The sequence below is a fragment of the Methylocapsa sp. S129 genome (assembly GCF_009765995.1).
In the GTDB taxonomy this organism is placed as follows: Bacteria; Pseudomonadota; Alphaproteobacteria; order Rhizobiales; family Beijerinckiaceae; genus Roseiarcus.
In genome coordinates this window covers 101,466-121,339 of record NZ_LMUI01000023.1, presented here as the reverse complement: position 1 = coordinate 121,339, position 19,874 = coordinate 101,466, and the positions used below count along the sequence as shown (strand labels likewise).

Genomic DNA, 19,874 nt, shown 5'->3' with positions numbered 1-19,874 from the left:
ATTGCGAAGCGAGGACGACAGACATGGCAAACGCCAACAGACCGACCGGCCGCGTCACCCAGGTGATCGGCGCCGTCGTCGACGTGAAGTTCGACGGCCATCTGCCGGAAATTCTCAACGCGCTGGAGACGACCAACAACGGTTCGCGCCTCGTGCTTGAAGTCGCGCAGCATCTTGGCGAAAGCTCGGTGCGCTGCATCGCGATGGACATTTCCGAGGGCCTGGTGCGCGGCCAGGACGTGACCGACACGGGCGTGCCGATCTCCGTTCCCGTCGGCGCGGGAACGCTCGGGCGCATCATGAACGTCATCGGCGAGCCGGTCGACGAGGCTGGCCCGATCCCCGCCGAGGCGCGGCGCGCGATCCACCAGCCGACGCCGTCCTATGCCGAGCAATCGACGGAAGCGCAGATTCTCGTCACCGGCATCAAGGTCGTCGATCTGCTCGCGCCCTACGCCAAGGGCGGCAAGATCGGCCTGTTCGGCGGCGCGGGCGTCGGCAAGACCGTGCTCATTCAGGAGCTCATCAACAATGTCGCCAAGACGCATGGCGGCAATTCGGTGTTCGCCGGCGTCGGCGAGCGCACCCGCGAGGGCAACGACCTCTACCACGAGTTCATCGAATCGAAGGTCAACGCCGATCCCCATCATCCCGACCCTGACGTCAAATCGAAATGCGCCCTGGTGTTCGGCCAGATGAACGAGCCGCCGGGCGCCCGCATGCGCGTGGCTTTGTCAGGCCTCACCGTCGCCGAACATTTCCGCGATCAGGGACAGGACGTGCTGTTCTTCGTCGACAACATCTTCCGCTTCACCCAGGCGGGCTCCGAAGTGTCGGCCTTGCTCGGGCGCATTCCTTCGGCGGTGGGCTATCAGCCGACGCTCGCTACCGACATGGGCGCATTGCAGGAGCGCATCACGACGACGACAAAGGGTTCGATCACATCGGTGCAGGCGATCTACGTGCCCGCCGACGATTTGACCGATCCGGCGCCGGCGACCTCCTTTGCCCATTTGGACGCGACCACCGTGCTGTCGCGCTCGATCGCGGAAAAGGGCATTTATCCCGCCGTCGATCCGCTCGATTCGACCTCGCGCATGCTGACCGCCGCCGTCGTCGGCGAGGAGCATTACGCCGTCGCGCGCCAGGTGCAGCAGGTGCTGCAGCGCTACAAGGCTTTGCAGGACATCATCGCCATTCTGGGCATGGATGAATTGTCCGAAGAGGACAAGCTGACGGTGGCGCGCGCGCGCAAGATCGAGCGCTTCCTGTCGCAGCCTTTCGACGTCGCCGCCGTGTTCACCGGCTCGCCCGGCGTGCAGGTCAAGATCGAGGACACGGTCAAGGGCTTCAAGGGCATTCTCGAGGGCAAATACGACAGCCTGCCGGAAGCCGCATTCTATATGGTCGGCACGATCGAACAGGTTGTCGACAAGGCCAAGAAGCTCGCGGCGGAAGCGGCGTGATCCGCGCGGCGGCCTTGTCGACGAGTTGAAAGGGCGCGGTGCTGTTTCTCCCTCCCCCCTTGTGGGGGAGGGCAGGGCTGGGGGGTCGCACCGACCTATCCAAAAAGGATTGCGCCAACGGTTTGATAGGTTAGCGCGACCCCCCTCCCCAGCCCTCTCCCACAAGGGGGGAGGGGACGTGTCGGCCAATTTAGCTGATGCGGATTCGTAGACAGTTTTGAGACGGGATTGACGATGGCCAGTTTTCACTTCGAACTCGTTTCGCCTGATAAGCTGTTGTTCAACGGCGAGGCCGAGGATGTGCTGGTGCCGGGAACCGAGGGCGATTTTGTCGTCCTGCGCGACCATGCGCCGGTCATGACCTCGCTGCGGCCCGGCATCGTCGATATCGGCGAAGCCCAGGGCAAGCATACGCGCCTGTTCGTGCGCGGCGGCTTTGCCGATGTCAGCGCGGCCGGGCTCATCCTGCTGGCTGAGACCGCCATACCGGTCGATGAACTCAGCGCCGAGCGCCTCGGCGGCGAGATCAAGGACGCGGAGGAGGATCTTGCCGACGCGACCGAAGATCAGAAACGCCTCGCGCAGGAAAAGCTCGACCGGCTGAAAGAGCTGAAAGACGCGTTGAAAATCTGACGCGCGATCGGCCGGCGCGCCATGAGCGCGCCGACTGCGTTCCTTACACGTCCGCGCTATCGAGGCGCGTGTTGATGGCGACCGGCTCCCACGCCTTCAGTTGACGCAACAAGGTTTCGGCGTGGTCGCGGATCGCGTCGACCGCATCTTGCCCGAGTTGCAGGCGGAGCGGTGTCGCTTCCGCGTCAATCGCTTTTTCGATCGCCGCCGGGGCCTTGAGAGGGTCGCCCGCCTGCGTGCGATGGGCGCCGCGCGCGTAGTCGCGCGTGCCCCCGACCGTGTCGCGATAGGCGCCGAGCGCGGGCATGTGCCGAAGCGCCGCGCCCATCAGATCGGTGCGAAAAGCGCCAGGCTCGACGATCAGGACTTTGACGCCGAACGGCGCCATTTCGAGCGCCAGCGCTTCCGAAAGGCCCTCCATCGCAAATTTCGAGGCGGAATAGGCGCCAAAGCCGGCGAAAGACATTTGGCCGCCCATGCTCGAAATATTGACGATGGCTCCCGAACGTTGGGCGCGCAGAATGGGCAGCACGGCTTGTGTGACCGCAGCCATGCCGAAGAAATTGGTCTCCATCAGCGCGCGCAATTCCGCCTCAGGGGTTTCCTCGACCGCGCCGACGATTCCATAGCCGGCGTTGTTGATGACGACATCGATCCGACCGAAACGTTCGACGGCGCTTTGGACGGCTGCGGGCGCGTGCTCGGGGCGGGTGACGTCGAGCGTCAGAGCCAGGACGCGCTCGGGGGCCTGCGCGGATAGGTCGGCGAGCTTGGCAACGTCTCGGGCGGTGGCGACCACATTATGCCCTTTCGAGAGGGCATAGGCGGCGAAGGCGCGGCCGAAGCCCGAGGACGCGCCGGTGATGAACCAGGTCTTTTGAGAATTTGGCATCGGAGGCTCCTTTCGATCTGGCGTTTCGCGCCTCGGCGGCGAACGATCGAAAGATGTCACGGGTCAGATATATTGACAATTTGGTTTAGTTAGCATGCGTTATACGATATGATTCATGAATGGATCGCGATCTGCTCGCTCATCTGCCGGTCGTTCTCGCCGTCGCGCGGCGCGGCGGCTTCGGCGCGGCCGCCGCTGAACTCGGCATGGGGGCCTCCGCGGTGAGCCATGCCGTCAAGACGGTGGAGGAGCGCCTCGGCGCGCCTCTGTTCGCGCGGACCACCCGCAGCGTGGCGCTGACCGAAGCCGGCGCGAGCCTCATGGCGTCGCTCAGCCCGGCGTTCGAGGACATTCGCGCCGCGATCGAGCGTCTGCGCTCGGCGCGCGGACAGGTGACAGGCCTGTTGCGGATCAATGCGCCGCGCGTCGCTTTGCCGATTGCGATCACGCCCGTCCTGATCGAACTCGCACGGCGCCATCCCGATCTCGTCGTCGAGATCGCCGGGGACGATGGCCTGACGGATATTGTGGCGGGCGGCTTTGACGCCGGCGTCCGTCTCGGCGGCATGATCGCCCAGGACATGATCGCCGTTCGCCTCACCCTGCCATTCCGGGCGATCCTTGTCGCGGCCCCCAGCTACATCGAAGCGCGCGGCGCGCCGGCGACGATCGAGGATCTCGCGCGCCACAATTGCATCGGCTACCGGCTCATCGCATCGGGCGGCGTTTACGCCTGGGATCTCGCGCAGAACGGCGAGGATGTTTCGGTCAAAGTGAGGGGAACGGCGCTCGTCACCGATTCGACCTACGCCAAAGCTCTCGCGCTCGAGGGCGTCGGCATCGCCTATATCTTCGAACCGCTGGTCCGCACCGAGATCGAAGAGGGTCGGCTCGTCCAACTCCTGCCGCGGACGGCGATCGAAGAGCCGGGCCTATTCCTCTACTATCCGCGTCACGCATCGAACGCGCCCAAACTGCGCGCGTTCATCGACGCCGCCAGAGATGTCCTGGCGCCGGACGCGAAGGCGGGCGGTTAGCGGCGCTTTGGAATGTCGGGCCGGTCGTCCTTTCGTCCGGACGCCTTTGCGCTAGGCTCAGCGCCACGCTTCCATTGATTGCATGGAGGCCGCTCCGCCATGCAATCAACGGATAAATTCTGCTTCCTTTGCGCGTCTATATTTCACTGTAAATAAATGGATTTTAACGATCCATGTGATATATCGCCGCGAAGACGGCATCCACGAATATTCTTTCTGAAAATACGAATTTATGATAATCTTTCCGCGTTGTTTTCCAAAAGGACAATTCACAAGAAGGCCCGCTTTGAATGCCTGTCCGCGCCGCCCGAAAACCCGATCGCCTGGACCAAAGCGCGCGGCCAGCGCGACCGCTTTGCCGTCAGGCGCAGGCGATTTTGCGTCTGAAAATTTCGATTTGGAAGGCCAAAGGGGGGTTAAGTCTTTGATATCGCCCGTTTCGCGGATGCATCGGCGCTTCCGCGCATCCAAAAATCAAGGACTTAGCGGGAATTTCGACGGACCCTCTCTGGCCCTTCGGGCGCTCCGGCTATTCCGCGGCTATTCCATCGGCGCTTTTTGTCGCCCTCGCGCGCGGCGCCAGGCGTCGCTCGAAACCCTCCCGCCTGTCGATCGGCGGAAGGGCGGTTTGGCGCGTCGCAAGCGGCCGCGCGACGGGCGTCTTTCACGCCACCTTTTGCTTGGCCTTCAGCCAGCCGCGATTGACGATAACCTCGGCGATCTGGATCGCGTTGAGCGCGGCGCCCTTGCGCAGATTGTCCGACACGCACCACAGCACGAGGCCGTTGTCGATGGTCGGGTCCTCGCGGATGCGCGAGATATAGGTCGCATCCTCGCCGGCGGCTTCGTGCGGAGTGATGTAGCCACCGGACTCGCGCCGGTCGATGACCAGGCAACCCGGCGCTTCGCGCAAGATGTCGCGCGCCTCATCGGCGCTGATCGGATTTTCGAACTCGATATTGACCGCCTCCGAATGGCCGATGAAGACCGGCACGCGCACGCAGGTCGCGACAAGCTTGATCTTAGGGTCGAGGATTTTCTTGGTCTCGACGACCATCTTCCACTCTTCTTTGGTGAAGCCGTCCTCCATGAAGACGTCGATCTCAGGGATCACATTGAAAGCGATGCGCTTGGGGAATTTCTTGGCCTCGACCGGATCGGAGACAAAGACGGCGCGGGTCTGAGAGAATAATTCGTCCATCGCGTCCTTGCCCGCGCCCGACACCGATTGATAGGTGGAGACGATGACGCGCTTGATCGTCGCCTTGTCGTGCAAGGGCTTGAGGGCGACGACGAGTTGCGCGGTCGAGCAATTGGGATTGGCGATGATATATTTCTTGGAAAAGCCCTTGGCCGCGTCCGCGTTCACTTCCGGCACGACCAGCGGCACGTCAGGGTCCATGCGCCAGGCCGAGGAATTGTCGATGACGACGCAGCCCTTGGCGCCAATCTTCGGCGACCATTCCTTCGACACCGCGCCGCCCGCCGACATCAGGCAGATGTCGGTGTCCGAGAAATCGTAGTGCTCGAGATTTTTGCACTTCAGCGTCCTGTCGCCGAACGACACTTCGCGGCCCAATGAACGAGACGAAGCCAGCGCCACGACTTCGCTCACGGGAAAGCGGCGCTCCGCCAATATGTCGAGCATTTCGCGGCCCACATTGCCCGTCGCGCCGACGATTGCGACCTTGAAGCCTGCCATCTCACGATTTCCTTTTGCTGACCGATATTCCCCCCGCGTCGCCCCTGGGGGCTGGTTCCTCAAAACCCCCGCCGGGGGAGGAACCGGAGCTGAGGGCAAGACTAAAGCGTCGCGCCGCCTTTGCGGGCGGCGGGCTGGGTTTTCGTCAGCCGTTTGGACATTGCGATGGTCATGGTTCGCTCAGGCGCTCGTCTCACTTGTAGCGCAGGACGTTGGAAACCACGTCGCGACGCCCAAGTCAATCGGCGCTTGCGTAAAGTTCACGCCGCCTTGGTTTGGCGCTGGCGACGCGTCTTCGCCGGTCTGATCCCGGCTTCCTCAATCACCAGTTTGGGTTTGCGCGCAAGAATTCGCACGAGCATTCCAGCAGCGCCGGATGGCGAGCGCTCGCCGCGTTCCCACTTGCGCACCGTGCCGAGAGAGGCGCCCGTGACCTTGGCAAATTCCTCCTGCGTCAAGCCGGCGTTCAATCGTGTCGTCGCGACGAAGGTGCGGTCGACCTTCACTTTATGGACTCTCGCGCCGGGACTCGGCTGCCCTTTGGCGTAAGACAAGGCGTCGCCAAGCCCCGCGATCAGCGTCTCGAAGTCTTTCTTGTTCATCGACTTATCTTTCGTAATCTCGGCGGGCATGAGCACCCTGGGCGACTGCTTTATCTTCCATACTGCGCGCGGATTGCGTCAGTCAGCGCTCTCGCCTGCTTGCGTTGCAGCGGGTCGAGATCCGTTTGGTCGCTTTTGGCGTAAACAGCGATCAGAAACACCGGCATTCCCATATCGTGGAAAAAGGTGATGAGCCTGCCGCCCCCACGCTTGCCCCGACCTTGCAAAGGAATTCTCACCTTTCGTAGACCTCCGGTGTCCCGGATCACATCACCCGATTGCGGGTCCGCAGCAATCATGTTGATCACAACGGTCCTTTCGGCCTCGTCCATGATATCGGCGCCCATTTTGAGATAGGGGCTCGTCTCGACAACTGTGATTAGGGAAGGCGCCATCCTCCCCCTTCTCATACCCCAAAGGGGTAGATGGGACAAGGTTGGATTATCGGTGATTGAACGCCGCGTTGAATCGGGATTGCGCGCTCCGCGATGAGTCGCTATACCCCGCCGACCTTCTCACGTCGGAGCCTCGCGGCTCGGGTCGGAGATGGGCGCGTAGCTCAGCGGGAGAGCACTCCCTTGACATGGGAGGGGTCACAGGTTCAATCCCTGTCGTGCCCACCATTTCTAAGCTTTAGGCCCGCAGCCGCGTCACGGCGTAGGCGCAGAATACGCCGGCCAAAGCCAGCGCCATCCCGAACCAGGTGAAGGCGTATCCCAGGTGATTGTTGGGGAAGGCGAGAATTGTCTCGCCTCCTTGCGGCAGGTCGCCCGGGCTTCCCGTCGCGTCCGCGTCGATCGTAAACGGCGCTGCGCGCTCCAGCTTGAGCGCGGCGGCGATCGCGCCGGGATCGCGCGTGAACCATTGGCCGTGCGCGGCGTCGTCGGGCGGCGTGAACCAGGTGCGCGGTTCGCTCGCGCGCATCAATCCCGTCACGACAGTCTCTCCCGACGCTTTGTCCGATTGCGCGGCGAATCGCGCCTTTTGATCGTTGGGAATGAATCCGCGATTGACGATGACAACAGGGCCATCGGCGAGGCGCAGCGGCGTCAGGACGAGATAGCCGGGGCCGCTGAAGCGGCCATGCGGATTGTCCAGCGCGCGAAAGACAAAAACCTGGCGGCCGAGCTCATAGACGCCGCTGAGGCGCACATGGCGATATTCGTAGTCGTTTGGCGCGAGCTTCGCCCAATCGGCCTCGGGCGGCGCCTCGACCGGCGGCGCGGCGACGCGCGCCTGTACCTCAGCGATCAGGTTTTCCTTCCAGGCGAGGCGGTCCAATTGCCAGAAGCCAAGCCAGAGCAGGCCCGCCAGACCCACTAGAGCGAACAGGCCGAGCCAAAGCAGGGATCGCAGCCTTGCCGACATCGCTCAGCCCTTGAGCCGGCCGAGTTCCGCCTTGTTGCGGTATTGCAGAGCGATCAGCAGGCCCTTGAAAGGGCGCAGCAGACCGAGGCAGACGATCAGCGTCAGCGGCAGGAAGACGACCATATGGACCCACATCGGCGGCTGATAGACGACCTCCGTCCATAGCGCGGCGCCAAGGACGACGAACCCGCCGAACAACGCGACGAACACCGCCGGGCCGTCGCCCGATTCGGCGAAGGAATAATCGAGACCGCAATTCTCGCAACGGGGCGCGACGTTGATGAATCCGGAAAACATCCGGCCGTCGCCGCATCGAGGACAGCGCCCCGCCAAACCCGCTGAAATGGGCGAGATCGGTGGGTAATCTTGGTCGTCAGAACCCGTTTGCACGCACAATCCGCCGACAGCCTCGCGAAAGCGCGAGCCAGTAGGGTATAGGCGCCGCGCCATTGTATGGCAACACGCGGGCGTTCCGGCGGCATTCGCGCCGCTAGCCCGTAATCTATCGGGCCGGCGGCGATTTGCCGGCGCTTCTTTCTTCGCCTGAACTTGATTCCACTTGGTCGAGAAATGCTTTAAGCAGCGCTGAAACGTCATCCCTCCAAAAAGGATTCTCATGTCCGACATGGTTGATCGCCGCACCCTGTTGAAAGGCGCGGCCGCGACGGCTGCCGGTCTCGCCGCTCTTTCCGATTTCGAGGCGAAGGCCGCCGAAGCGCTGCGGTTCACCGAGCCGGTCGCATTTTCCTATGACGGACTAAAGGCGCGCGCCAAGGACATGGCGCGCTCGGCTTATGTCGGGCCGGCGCATCCGGCGCCCCAGGTTGTTCAAAAGATCAATTACGAGGAATGGGGCAAGATCACGTTCCGCACCGACCACGCTCTTTTCGCCGACGGCCCGGGTCGCTTTCCCGTCGAATTCTTTCACTTAGGATTGTTTTTCCAGAAGGCGGTCGATCTTCATGTGATCGAAGGCGGTCAATCGCGCAAGATCATCTACGATCAGTCCTATTTCGACATGCCCGCCGATTCGGTTGCGCGGCAAATGCCGGAGGGGGCGGGCTTTGCCGGCTTTCGCATCCAGGAATCGCGCGACGGCGCCCTCGACTGGCACAAGAACGATTGGGTGGCGTTCCTCGGCGCGGCCTATTTCCGTTCGATCGGCGAGCTCCGGCAATATGGCCTGTCCGCGCGCGGCATTGCGCTCAACGTCGCAGTCGACGATCATCCCGAGGAATTCCCGGACTTCACCAATTTCTTCATCGATTCGAATGAGGGCGCCGACAGCGTCACCCTTTATGCATTGATGGAAGGGCCTTCGATCGTCGGCGCCTATCGCTTCATCATGAAGCGAGGCAAAGGCGTCGTGATGGACATCGATTCGTCGCTCTTCATGCGCGCCCCCGTTTCACGCTTCGGCATTGGCGCTTTGACCTCGATGTACTGGTTCTCCGAGACCAAGAAAGAGACGGCTATCGACTGGCGTCCCGAGGTGCATGATTCGGATGGGCTGGCGATGTGGAGCGGCAATGGCGAGCGGCTCTGGCGTCCCCTCAACAATCCGCCGCGCATCATGGTCTCGGCCTTTTCGGACAATAATCCGCGCGGCTTCGGCCTGCTTCAGCGCGATCGCGTGTTCGACCATTATCTCGACGGCGTCAACTACGATCGCCGTCCGAGTCTTTGGGTCGAGCCTTTGCCCGGTCCGCAGGGCGAGGGCTGGGGCAAGGGCGCCATTCAGCTCTGCGAAATCCCGACCGATGACGAAATCCACGACAATGTCGTCGCCATGTGGGTGCCCGAGAAGCCGATTCCCGCCAATGCGCAGATCGATCTTTCTTATCGCCTGCATTGGCTCGCTGACGAACCTTACCCGTCCAAGTTGGGACGCTGCGTCGCCACGCGCCTGGGCAGGGGCGGGCAGGCGGGTCTGCCGCGGCCTCCGGGCGTACGCAAGTTCATGGTCGAATTTTTAGGCGGCCCGCTCGCCAGCCTTCCCTATGGAGCGGTGCCCGAGCCGGTGCTCAGCGCCTCGCGCGGTTCGTTCTCGACCTATAAGCTCGTTGAAGCGGTTCCCGACGACGTCCCCGGACATTGGCGCGTCCAGTTCGACCTTGACCCTGTCAGCGGACCCGATCCGGTCGAATTACGCTGCTTCCTGCAGGCCAATGGCGAGACTCTCACAGAGACCTGGATGTTCCAATACCATCCGTTTTAAGTCGCGGAGCCGTCACTCGCCATTCCTCATGCGCGTTCACAGGCTTGCTTGCTGCGTCGTCGTGGCGGAAGGGCGTTTGGTGCGATATTGACTGCGGGCCGCCGCGCCAGCGGAGATGGCGCTCACCGCAAGCAAAGTCACCCAGGACATTTGCGAGAAATCCTCGGACAGGAACGCTAGAGTCAGATCGCAGGCAAAAGCCGCCAACAGATAGGGCGCGATCTTTGCCCCTGTGGCGCCGACGCCGCGGAACCCCAGCCATGTGAGCGCCGCGCCAAGCAGCGCGCCGATGATCCCTAGTTCGTACCAAATCTCGAAGAGACCGACGCGAGGAATGGGCGCCGTCAGACCCGTTTCCACGCCTCGGATCGAGGTGTCGATCCCATGGCCTGTGAATAGTCGGAACGGCTCATGCAGCAGAATCTCGGCGGCGCCGGCCAGCGGCGCAAAAGGTCCCGACAGGCTTGAAAGCTTCGCATGGAAGAACCACCGCGCCAGCGTTGGCGAAATGGCGGGCGCCAGCGGCGAGAGCACGACGATCGCCGCCGCCAGAACGCCTAAGTCGAAGACCGTTCGTTTGACGTCGGACATGGCGAAAGACAGCGCGAGAAGGCCGACAAACAGCGCCGCCGCCGTGACGGGCGCGCCAATGGCGAAAATGAACGCCGCCGTCAGGATCATGAGCAGACGCGCCAGGCCGGTGCGTCCGCGCGCCGCCAGGCCCGCCATCGCGGGCCATAACATGACGACAAGCGCGACGCCGCTGCGCTCGATCCTCTCGGCATAGGACCCTATGCCCGCATGGTCCGCCAAGGCCAGCGCGAGGATCGCCAGCATCGCCAAAACGACGCCGACCGGAAACAAATAGAGGTCCGCCGCCCGCATATGGTCTCGTGAGCAGGCGATCCCGACGATAACCACCAATGCGGTTCCCACCAGTTTGAAGAGATGCTCGACCGCCTCGACGGGAAACGGCGTCCAGGCCAATGACAGTGCGCTCCAGGCGAAAAGTGCGAGGCTGACCAATCCCAACGGGGACCAGAGCGCTTGATTGAGGCGCTCTCCAACGCCCTGGACCGGACTGAGCAAGGCGGCGACAAGCAGGAGCGCCATGCCGATCGGGAAGAACAAGAAAATTGCACGCGACGAAAGAGCCTCGGCGCAAGGCGCCCCCAGCGCCAGAACGACATAGCCGAGTCGTTGCAGCAGGCGCGCGGCGTCCTCTGCGGCGTCGTTGGAGGCTGGGATCGAGAAATTGGCCATTCTTGGGAGGTCTCAATAGAATTCAGGCATCATACCGCACCGCGGTGGGGAACACTGTGGGGTTACGGCAACAGTGCCGTTGCAATATTGGTACGAATCGGGGGCGGCGGACGGCCTAATTGGCTGAAGCCGCATTGTTCGGCGGGCTAAAAATCACGATGTTGAGGCTTATCTCGTTGTTATAACGGGGTATAATGCCGCGACTTCGGAATTGCGCGTTGCCGGCTGGGGCTCGCGCGCCTTCCGTTACGTCAACCGCACCAGCAAGGCGCCGACGAATACGAGAAACACGCCCGCGACCCGGCCAAGCGTCAGTTCCCGGATAGCGAGGCCAAACAGGCCGAAGCGATCGATGGCCAGCGCGCCAATCAGTTGCCCGGCGACAACGAGGCAAAGCAAGGCGCCAGCGCCAATGCGCGGCGCCAGAAAGACATTGGCGCTCACATAGATCGCGCCGAGCGCCCCGCCAGCGAGTAGCAAATAAAGCGGCTGTTTCGTGAGATCGTCGAGCGCTGGTATTTGACGAAAAGCAAGGAAATTAACCGCGACGAGAACAATCAAACCGACGGCGAAAGAAATCATTGTCGCCGCGATCGGGCCGCCGATGCCGCGCCCAAGTTGCGCATTGATGACGGCTTGAAAGGGGAACAGGAAGCCCGCGATAAGCGCCAGAAGCGAAAGCAAAATAGAGAGGGGCGACATGGCGCGACCTTTGATGCGTCAGAACATAATGAACGGCGAATGGCTTTCGCCATCGCGCTGTTCGCGCGAAAAAAAGCGCGGCGCAAGGAAATGCGCCGCGCGAGAGATGCGTCGACCTCGGCGAGGGTTTACTTGGCCAGCGCCTTGTCGATCACGACATTCGAATAGGCGCCGGTCGGCTCCTTGGAGATGACCGGATCCGAACCGCCGGTGAGCAGCGTCTTGACGGTGCGCGCATAATCGGCCGGATCAAGCTTGCCGTCGGAACCGGCGGTCAGTTTGTTGATTTCAGCCATCATGCCGATCTGATGCTTCTCGGTCTGGGCGCCGGTCGAATCGTTTTCGAGCACGATCTTGGCTGCGGCGTCGCTGTTTTCGCGCGCCCACGCCCAGCCCTTCATCGAGGCTTTGACGAAACGCGCCATCTTGTCGACGAAGGCGGGATCCTTCAGTTTGTCTTCCATCACATAGAGGCCGTCCTCCAGAACGGCGACACCCTGATCCTCGTATTTGAAGACGACGAGCTGGTCGGGCTTGTAGCCGGCGTCGAGCACCTGCAAATATTCGTTGTAGGTCATCGTCGAAATGCAATCGGCCTGTTTTTGGATCAACGGATCGACGTTGAAGCCCTGCTTGAGAACTTTGACGCCGCCGGGCGAACCGTCAGTTTTGAGTCCGAGTTTGCCCATCCAGTTCAGGAAGGGGAATTCGTTGCCATAGAACCATACGCCGAGCGTGCGGTTCTTGAGATCGGCGGGAGCTTTCACGCCGGTGTCGGCGCGACAGGTCAACTCCAGGCCCGAATGCTTGAAGGGCTGCGCGATATTGACCATCGCGACGCCTTTTTCGCGGGACTGCAGCGCGTCCGCCATCCAGTCGACCACGACATCGGCGCCGCCGCCCGCCAGCACCTGGACGGGTCCAATGTCGGGACCGCCGGGTTTGATCGTGACATCAAGGCCGGCGTCCTTATAGAAGCCTTTGTCTTTGGCGACGTAGTAGCCGGCGAACTGCGCTTGCGTCACCCATTTGAGCTGCAGCGTCACCTTATCGGCGGCGTGCGCGGCGCCCGCAGCCAACAGCGCCGTTGACGCAATCAATGCATAGATCGTTTTTTTCATCGACTTTCTCCTCCTGCTTCAAAAAACATTCATGCGCCTCTCTGGCGGTAGGACGCATGCCAGAACGTCACGCGGCGCTCGATCAGCGCAACGATCCCATAGAACAGCGATCCGGTCAGCGCGGCGACGACGATGGTGGCCCACACCATATCGATGCTCATGCGGCCGACTTCGGTGCTGATGCGAAACCCCATGCCGACGGTCGGCGTGCCGAAAAACTCCGCGACGATGGCGCCGATCATCGCCAGCGTCGTATTGATCTTGAGCGCATTGAAGATGAACGGCAAGGCGGCGGGCAACCGCAATTGCCTGAGTGTCTGCCCATAGTTTGCGCCGTAGGTCTTCATCAGATCGCGCTCCATCGCGCCGGCGCTCGAAAGGCCCGCCACCGCGCTGACCAGCATCGGGAAGAACGTCATGACGACGACAACCGCGGCCTTGGACTGCCAATCGAAGCCGAACCACATGACCATGATCGGCGCGACGCCGACGATCGGCAGCGCCGAGACAAGATTGCCAAGCGGCAGCAGTCCTCGCTGCAGGAATTGCGATCGATCGATCAGGATCGCGACGAGAACGCCGGCGCCGCAACCGATGACATAGCCGGCGATGACGCCCTGGATGGTCTGCACGAAATCAGCGGCGAGGATCGGGATCGAGTGGATGAGGCGCAAGAAAATAACCGACGGCGCGGGCAAGATGACGAAAGGCACGCCAAACCCACGCACAACGAATTCCCAGACGATCAATACGCCCGCGCCAAACAGGGCGGGCGGCGCGAGATCGGCGGCGCTACGGGCGTTCATCGCGCAAAGCCCATGCGTCTGGACACAATGCGATCGGCTAGGCCGATCAGTCCGACCAGCGTCGCCGACAGCGCGGCCGCCGTCAACAAAGCCGCCCAGATCTGCACCGTTTGCCCGTAATAGGAGCCCGCCAGAAGTCGCGCGCCGAGGCCGCCGTCCTCGCTTTTTGTGACTTCAGCGACGACGGCCCCGACAAGCGCGGCGGCGACGCCGATTTTCATGCTGGCGAAGAAGAAAGGCGCGCTCGCCGGCGCGCGCAGTTTGAGAAACGTCTGCGCCCGCGTCGCGCAATAGGTGCGCATGAGATCGAGCTGCAGGGGATCGGGAGAACGCAGGCCTTTGACCATGCCGACCGTGACGGGAAAGAAAGACAGATAGGCGGCGATCACCGCTTTGGGGAGGATGCCGGTAATGTCGAACTGGTTGAGAATGACGACGATCATCGGCGCCAGCGCGATGATCGGAATCGTCTGCGAGGCGACGACCCAGGGCATCAGCGACTTCTCAAGCACCTTCACATTGACGATGAGTATGGCCAGCGCAATGCCCAGCGCCGAGCCGATCGCGAAGCCGAGGAGGGTCTCCTGCAACGTAATGAGGCCATGATAGACAAGGCTGCGTTTGGATGTCGGCGCGGTCTCAAGCACCGTCTTATTCAGCTCAGCGACGATCTGGTGAGGGGCGGGAAGTTTCGGACGCTCCATATTGAGATCGGCGATGGCTAGGTCCTCGGCGGAATAGTTCGTGACGCCGGCATTGGCGAAGAAGTCACGCTGAAGCGGCGTGTTCATCACAAGCGCGCCGACATACCAGACCACCAGCAATGCCGCGACGACGATCGTGACGGGAAGGACGTTCTTCATGCGCGCGCCGATCCCTTCTCCCGCTTCGCGGGAGAAGGTGGCGCGCAGCGCCCGTGGACGAACGAAGTTCGCCTTGAGACGAGGGCCAGCATCGTAGAGCGCGGCCGCAAAATGGCGCACCCGGTCGCATGGCCCTCATCCGACCCGACTTCGTCGGGCCACCTTCTCCCGCGAAGTGCGAGAAGGGCCAAAGACGCGCGGCGGTCAATCTTCATAGGAGTGCCCCTCGCGCAAGCCGTGCCGGACGCGATTGGCCACCTCGAGAAATTCCGGCGTTTCGCGGATGTCAAGCGTGCGATTGCGCGGAAAGTCGCATGCGATGACGTCGTGGATGCGCCCTGGGCGCGGCGACATCACGACGATGCGGGTCGACAGGAAAACCGCCTCGGGAATGGAATGGGTGACGAACAGCACGGTCTTTTTCGTCACGTCCCAGAGGCGCAGCAATTGCTCGTTGAGCTTGTCGCGCACGATCTCGTCGAGCGCGCCGAAAGGCTCGTCCATCAGCAGCAGATCGGGATCGAAGGACAGGGCCCTAGCGATCGAGGCGCGCTGCTGCATGCCGCCCGACAATTGCCATGGGAATTTCTTGCCGAACCCGGTCAGATTGACGAGCTCAAGGCCCTTGGCGACGCGCGCGTCGCGATCCGCCTTGGGATAGCCCATGATCTCCAGCGGCAACGCGATATTACGCGCAACGCTGCGCCAGGGGTAAAGCGCCGGCGCCTGGAAGACGTAGCCATAGGCGCGACTGGCGCGCGCTTCGTGCGGGCTCATGCCATTGACGCGAATGGCGCCCGACGTTGGCGCCTCCAAATCGGCGATCGCGCGCAAAAGCGTCGTCTTGCCGCAGCCCGACGGGCCGATGAAGGAGATGAATTCTCCGCGCTCCACCGCCAGATCAATGCCGCTCAGCGCCTGCACCGGCCCGTCCGCGGTGACAAAGCTCAGCGACAAATCGGCGACATCGATGACCCGCGCGCCAACATCCGTTTTTCCGTCGGTGGCGAGCGGGCTCAACATATTATCGCGTGACGCCTTTGGCCGCCGTGTGCTTCTTCCAGGCGGCGAGCGCGCGCGCCTCCGCGGGGAAGGGCTCGCGCTTGACGAATTGGCCGCGACCCGGCTCGACTTGAATCTTGCCGTCGCGCCACGGCACTTCGCCGCGCGACAGGGTGAAACGCGGCAGGCCCTGCACCTTGACGCCTTCGAAGACGTTGTAGTCGATCGCCGAGAGTTGGGTGGCGGCGGAGATGGTCTTCGACGCCTTCGGATCCCAGACGACAATGTCAGCGTCCGCTCCCGGCATGATCGCGCCCTTCTTCGGGTAGAGGTTGAGGATGCGCGCGATATTGGTCGAGGTCGCCGCGACGAATTCGTTCATCGTCAGGCGCCCCGTGCCGACGCCATAAGTCCAAAGCAGCGGCATGCGGTCTTCGAGGCCGCCGGTGCCATTGGGGATTTTGGTGAAGTCGTCCTTGCCGAAGGCTTTCTGCGCCGTTGTGAAGGCGCAGTGATCGGTGGCGACGACCTGCAGCGAGCCGGCGCGCAGACCGTTCCAGAGGTCGTCCTGATTCTTCTTGTCGCGGAACGGCGGCGACATCACGCGTCGCGCCGCATGCGCCCATTCCTTGTTGTAATATTCGCTTTCGTCGAGAATGAGATGCTGAATCAGCGGTTCGCCATAGACGCGCATGCCCTTGGCGCGCGCGCGCCGGATCGCCTCATGCGCCTGGATGCAGGACGTATGCACGACATAGAGCGGGCAACCCGCCTGATCGGCGATCATGATCGCGCGATTGGTCGCCTCGCCCTCGACTTCCGGTGGACGTGACAGCGCGTGACCCTCCGGCCCGGTAATGCCGGCCTTCAGATATTTGGCCTGCAGCGATGCGACGACGTCGCCGTTCTCGGCGTGGACGAGCGGCATGGCGCCAAGTTCGGCGCAGCGCTGGAACGAGGCGAATAATTCCTCGTCATTGACCATCAGCGCGCCTTTATAGGCCATGAAATGCTTGAAGGTCGTCACGCCCTTTTCGACGACCTTGGCCATGTCTTCGCGCACTTTGTCCGACCAATAGGTGATGCACATGTGGTAGGCGTAGTCGGCGCAGGCCGTCTTGGAGCGCCGATCCCAATCGGCCCAGGCCTCCATGAGGGGCTGGCCGTTGCCGGGAATGCAGAAGTCGACGACCATGGTCGTGCCGCCGGAAAGCGCGGCCTTGGTGCCGCTCTCATAATGATCGGCGGAAGTCGTGCCCATGAAAGGCATTTCAAGATGCGTGTGCGGGTCGATGCCGCCTGGCATGACAAAACAATCCGACCCGTCGAGCGTTGTATCGCCCGTCAGATTGGGGCCGATAGCCGCAATCTTTTCACCCTCGACGAGGACGTCGGCTTTGTAAGTGCGGTCGGCGGCGACGACAGTACCGCCCTTGATGACAAGCGACATATCTAGTTCTCCGCGAATGTGATGGGAGCGCGGCTTCTCACGCCACAATCTCCGCTTTTTCCAGCACCGCATGCATCAGCACATTGGCGCCAGCCGTCGACCATTCTTGTTTGATATCTTCGCTCTCGTTATGGCTGACGCCGTCGACGCAGGGCGTGAAAATCATTGAAGTCGGCGCGACGCGAGCGAGATAGCAAGCATCGTGCCCCGCGCCCGAGACGATATCGCGATGCGACAGGCCCAGATGTTTCGCCGCCTGGCGCACCGCGGCGACGCAGCTCTCGTCGAATGGAACAGGCGGATAGTAAAAGACCTGCTTGATGTCGACGGTCAGACCGATGGCCGCTGCGATCTTCTCGACGCCTTCCCTGAGCGCGGCGTCCATTTCGCTCAACGTCGCATCGATCGGATGACGGAATTCGCAAGTCATGAAGACTTCGCCGGGGATCACATTGCGCGAATTGGGATAGGGGTTGAGCATGCCGACCGTCGACACCGCGAGCGGCGCCTTGGACAGGCCGATCTGATTGACGAGTTCGACAATCCGCGCGGCGCCCAGCAGCGCATCCTTGCGGCGCGGCATCGGCGTCGAGCCAGCGTGGCTTTCAAAGCCGGTCAGCCGGATTTCATACCAGCGCTGGCCCTGGCCATGGGTAACAACGCCGACATCGATCGATTCATCCTCGAGAATCGGTCCCTGCTCGATATGCAATTCGAAGAAGGCGTGGATCGGCCGGCCGCCGATCGGCTCGCTGCCTTTGTAGCCGATGCGCTCCAGTTCATCGCCCAGTTTCTTGCCCTCGGCGTCGATGCGCGAATAGGCGAATTCTTTCGTATAGGCGCCTGCGAACACGCCCGATGAAATCATCGCCGGCGCATAGCGCGACCCTTCCTCGTTGGTCCAGTTGGCGATCTCGATCGGGCGGCGCGTCTTGATCTTGAGATCGTTCAGCGACCGCACGACTTCCAGCGCGCCCAGAACGCCGAGCACGCCATCGAATTTGCCGCCCGTCGGCTGCGTATCGAGATGAGAGCCCATCATAACCGGCGGCAAATGATCTTCGACGCCGGCGCGGCGCGCGAACATATTGCCCATTTCGTCAACCTTGACGACGCAGCCCTCTTTCTCGCACCAGGCGGCGAAGAGCTCGCGACCCTGCTTGTCGAGATCGGTCAGCGTCAGGCGTTTGCAACCGCCTTTGGGCGTGCCGCCGATCTTGGCCATTTCCATGAGTGCGTCCCACAGCCTTTGGCCGTTGATGCGCACATTCGACAGGTCTGACATCCTCGCCGCCCCCTTGAAACGCTGGCAACGCTATTATGAATTTGACCAAATGGTCAAATGCCGCGATCTTGTCCAAGGCGCCAATAATTACGGCGCCTTCAAAAGAGGAATTTGCCGCGAGGCGGGTGTCGTCTCCACCTGAGAAAATGACTGAAAACAAAGACCTGCCTTGCCAGCCCGCCCATCGCGCCGGCGGATCGAGCCGGGTTTGCGAGGATCTTTTGTGAACAAGCCGCTTGTTAAAGTCTCAATCCGCGCCGAAAACGAACGGATGATCCTGGAGGCGGCGGAAGCCGTCTTCGCCGAACAAGGCTTTGGCGGCGCGACGACGGCGGCCATCGCAACGCGGGCGGGCGTTCCCAAAGCCAACCTGCATTATTATTTTCCGACCAAAGCGGCGCTTTATCGCGCCGTGATCGAGCGTGTGCTGACCGCGTGGCTGGCGGCGGCCTCTTCTTTCGATCAGAGCGACGATCCGCGCGAAGCTCTGTCGCGCTATATCGGCGCGAAGATGGATCTTGCCCGCTCGATGCCGTTGGGATCGCAGATCTGGGCGAGCGAGATCATGCGCGGGGCCCCTTTCATCCAGGACTTTCTCGAAACGACGCTCGCCGACTGGGTGGAATCGCGCAGCCGCATTGTGCGGCGTTGGATCGGCGAGGGGAAATTACGGCCGATCGAACCCCGCTACCTCTTCTATATGATCTGGGCGACGACCCAGCATTACGCCAATGCCGCCCATGAAATCTCGACGATCGAGAATGGAAACTCGCTCGACGATTCCAAATTCGAATTGGCGCGCCGGCAGGTGATCGAGACCATCGTCGAAGGCTTGATTGCGAGGTGACCACACGCTAAGGTTGCATTGCATGGGTGGATCAATCCGAGGATTGGGGGCCGCAATGAACTGTCGTCGCTGGAAATTTCACGTCATTTTTGTCGTTTCTATCATCGCTGCGCCGATTGGCTTTGCGTTATGTTCGGCTTCGGCCGCCAGGGCGGCGGGAGCCGGATGCGACGTTGGCAAATGGCCGCTATCGGCCATTCAAGCTCATTTTGGTGGAACGTTGCCAGCCCTCGCCAACGGCGATTCTCTGCCCACGCTTGGCGCGCCCGTGCTGATCAATTTGTCGGCGCAAAACGAAGTCACATTCGCGCATGCGCCCGGCCGGAAAAGCAAAGCCAACCCCGCTTACGCCGCGGTCGTCAAGCTTGGCGCCGAGCCAGCAGCGACCTATCAGGTCACGGTTTCGGACGGCGCGTGGGTCGATGTCATCGAGAACGGCGAAATCATCAAGCAATCGGGCTATGTCCGCACCAAGGACTGTCCCGGCATCGACAAAAGCATCCGCTTCAAGACCAACGGCGGCCCGCTGACGATTCAGATCAGCGGCGCCTACGCGAAGACAATAAAGGTCGAGGCGGCGCGGGCAGAGTAAGGGAACCCCTTCTGGCCGAAGCCGC

20 protein-coding genes and 1 tRNA gene are annotated in these 19,874 nt (G+C 62.1%); 7 read left to right on the top strand and 14 right to left on the bottom strand.

What is annotated here, in order from left to right; translation table 11 throughout:
• Positions 1–23 precede the first annotated feature (23 nt).
• Positions 24–1,466 (top strand): F0F1 ATP synthase subunit beta, encoded by a 1,443-nt coding sequence (gene atpD, locus GSQ90_RS15180; protein ID WP_158815685.1) that lies wholly within the window; start codon positions 24–26, stop codon positions 1,464–1,466.
• A 234-nt stretch (positions 1,467–1,700) separates the two neighbouring features.
• Positions 1,701–2,099, top strand: a complete 399-nt coding sequence (locus GSQ90_RS15175) for a F0F1 ATP synthase subunit epsilon (RefSeq protein WP_158815684.1) — start codon at positions 1,701–1,703, stop codon at positions 2,097–2,099.
• 43 nt (positions 2,100–2,142) lie between these two features.
• Here GSQ90_RS15175 and GSQ90_RS15170 read toward each other — a convergent pair whose 3' ends face one another.
• Positions 2,143–2,991: an oxidoreductase gene (locus tag GSQ90_RS15170; RefSeq protein WP_158815683.1), complete on the bottom strand. Its 849-nt coding sequence runs from the start codon at positions 2,989–2,991 to the stop codon at positions 2,143–2,145.
• A gap of 119 nt (positions 2,992–3,110) precedes the next feature.
• On the opposite strand from GSQ90_RS15170, the gene GSQ90_RS15165 reads away from it, so the two are divergent.
• Positions 3,111–4,028 carry a LysR family transcriptional regulator gene (locus GSQ90_RS15165; protein WP_158815682.1) on the top strand — a complete coding sequence of 306 codons (918 nt, stop codon included), beginning with the start codon at positions 3,111–3,113 and terminating at the stop codon, positions 4,026–4,028.
• Between the two features lie 664 nt (positions 4,029–4,692).
• Here the strand turns inward: GSQ90_RS15165 and GSQ90_RS15160 are convergent.
• The 3 genes from GSQ90_RS15160 to GSQ90_RS15150 form a co-directional block, all read right to left on the bottom strand.
• Positions 4,693–5,730, bottom strand: coding sequence for an aspartate-semialdehyde dehydrogenase (locus GSQ90_RS15160; protein WP_158815681.1), 1,038 nt, complete (start codon positions 5,728–5,730; stop codon positions 4,693–4,695).
• 260 nt (positions 5,731–5,990) lie between these two features.
• Positions 5,991–6,332, bottom strand: coding sequence for a DNA-binding transcriptional regulator (locus GSQ90_RS15155; RefSeq protein ID WP_158815680.1), 342 nt, complete (start codon positions 6,330–6,332; stop codon positions 5,991–5,993).
• A 50-nt stretch (positions 6,333–6,382) separates the two neighbouring features.
• Complete coding sequence (locus GSQ90_RS15150; RefSeq protein WP_246731620.1) at positions 6,383–6,664, bottom strand: type II toxin-antitoxin system RelE/ParE family toxin; 282 nt, start codon at positions 6,662–6,664, stop codon at positions 6,383–6,385.
• Positions 6,665–6,880: 216 nt separating this feature from the next.
• Here GSQ90_RS15150 and GSQ90_RS15145 point away from each other — a divergent pair.
• A tRNA-Val gene (locus GSQ90_RS15145) sits at positions 6,881–6,955 on the top strand.
• 10 nt (positions 6,956–6,965) lie between these two features.
• Here GSQ90_RS15145 and GSQ90_RS15140 read toward each other — a convergent pair.
• Both GSQ90_RS15140 and GSQ90_RS15135 read right to left on the bottom strand, forming a co-directional pair.
• On the bottom strand, positions 6,966–7,700 hold the full coding sequence (locus tag GSQ90_RS15140) for an SURF1 family protein (RefSeq protein ID WP_158815678.1): 735 nt from the start codon (positions 7,698–7,700) through the stop codon (positions 6,966–6,968).
• A gap of 3 nt (positions 7,701–7,703) precedes the next feature.
• Positions 7,704–8,150 carry a DUF983 domain-containing protein gene (locus GSQ90_RS15135; protein WP_158815677.1) on the bottom strand — a complete coding sequence of 149 codons (447 nt, stop codon included), beginning with the start codon at positions 8,148–8,150 and terminating at the stop codon, positions 7,704–7,706.
• Positions 8,151–8,316: 166 nt separating this feature from the next.
• Here GSQ90_RS15135 and GSQ90_RS15130 point away from each other — a divergent pair, with 166 nt between their 5' ends.
• The gene (locus GSQ90_RS15130) at positions 8,317–9,918 is read left to right on the top strand and encodes a glucan biosynthesis protein (protein WP_158815676.1); all 1,602 of its coding nucleotides are present in this window, start codon (positions 8,317–8,319) and stop codon (positions 9,916–9,918) included.
• A gap of 36 nt (positions 9,919–9,954) precedes the next feature.
• Here GSQ90_RS15130 and GSQ90_RS15125 read toward each other — a convergent pair whose 3' ends face one another.
• The 8 genes from GSQ90_RS15125 to GSQ90_RS15090 all read right to left on the bottom strand — a co-directional run bounded on the left by GSQ90_RS15125 (position 9,955) and on the right by GSQ90_RS15090 (position 18,410).
• Positions 9,955–11,181 carry a hypothetical protein gene (locus GSQ90_RS15125; protein ID WP_158815675.1) on the bottom strand — a complete coding sequence of 409 codons (1,227 nt, stop codon included), beginning with the start codon at positions 11,179–11,181 and terminating at the stop codon, positions 9,955–9,957.
• Between the two features lie 246 nt (positions 11,182–11,427).
• Positions 11,428–11,883, bottom strand: coding sequence for a DMT family transporter (locus GSQ90_RS15120; RefSeq protein WP_158815674.1), 456 nt, complete (start codon positions 11,881–11,883; stop codon positions 11,428–11,430).
• Positions 11,884–12,011: 128 nt separating this feature from the next.
• Positions 12,012–13,004 carry an ABC transporter substrate-binding protein gene (locus tag GSQ90_RS15115; RefSeq protein WP_158815673.1) on the bottom strand — a complete coding sequence of 331 codons (993 nt, stop codon included), beginning with the start codon at positions 13,002–13,004 and terminating at the stop codon, positions 12,012–12,014.
• A 29-nt stretch (positions 13,005–13,033) separates the two neighbouring features.
• Complete coding sequence (locus tag GSQ90_RS15110; RefSeq protein WP_158815672.1) at positions 13,034–13,810, bottom strand: ABC transporter permease; 777 nt, start codon at positions 13,808–13,810, stop codon at positions 13,034–13,036.
• Positions 13,807–14,793: an ABC transporter permease gene (locus GSQ90_RS15105; protein WP_371418384.1), complete on the bottom strand. Its 987-nt coding sequence runs from the start codon at positions 14,791–14,793 to the stop codon at positions 13,807–13,809. The genes GSQ90_RS15110 and GSQ90_RS15105 overlap by 4 nt, the downstream gene beginning before the upstream one ends.
• An 84-nt stretch (positions 14,794–14,877) precedes the next feature.
• On the bottom strand, positions 14,878–15,696 hold the full coding sequence (locus tag GSQ90_RS15100) for an ABC transporter ATP-binding protein (RefSeq protein ID WP_158815671.1): 819 nt from the start codon (positions 15,694–15,696) through the stop codon (positions 14,878–14,880).
• A 1-nt stretch (position 15,697) separates the two neighbouring features.
• On the bottom strand, positions 15,698–17,125 hold the full coding sequence (gene hydA, locus GSQ90_RS15095) for a dihydropyrimidinase (protein WP_158815670.1): 1,428 nt from the start codon (positions 17,123–17,125) through the stop codon (positions 15,698–15,700).
• A gap of 37 nt (positions 17,126–17,162) precedes the next feature.
• Positions 17,163–18,410, bottom strand: coding sequence for a Zn-dependent hydrolase (locus GSQ90_RS15090; protein WP_158815669.1), 1,248 nt, complete (start codon positions 18,408–18,410; stop codon positions 17,163–17,165).
• A gap of 223 nt (positions 18,411–18,633) precedes the next feature.
• Between GSQ90_RS15090 and GSQ90_RS15085 the strand changes: the two genes are divergently transcribed.
• Entirely contained in the window at positions 18,634–19,257 is a 624-nt protein-coding gene (locus tag GSQ90_RS15085) for a TetR family transcriptional regulator C-terminal domain-containing protein (RefSeq protein ID WP_210254902.1), read from the top strand.
• A gap of 220 nt (positions 19,258–19,477) precedes the next feature.
• Positions 19,478–19,849, top strand: a complete 372-nt coding sequence (locus tag GSQ90_RS15080) for a hypothetical protein (protein WP_158815668.1) — start codon at positions 19,478–19,480, stop codon at positions 19,847–19,849.
• Positions 19,850–19,874 lie beyond the last annotated feature (25 nt).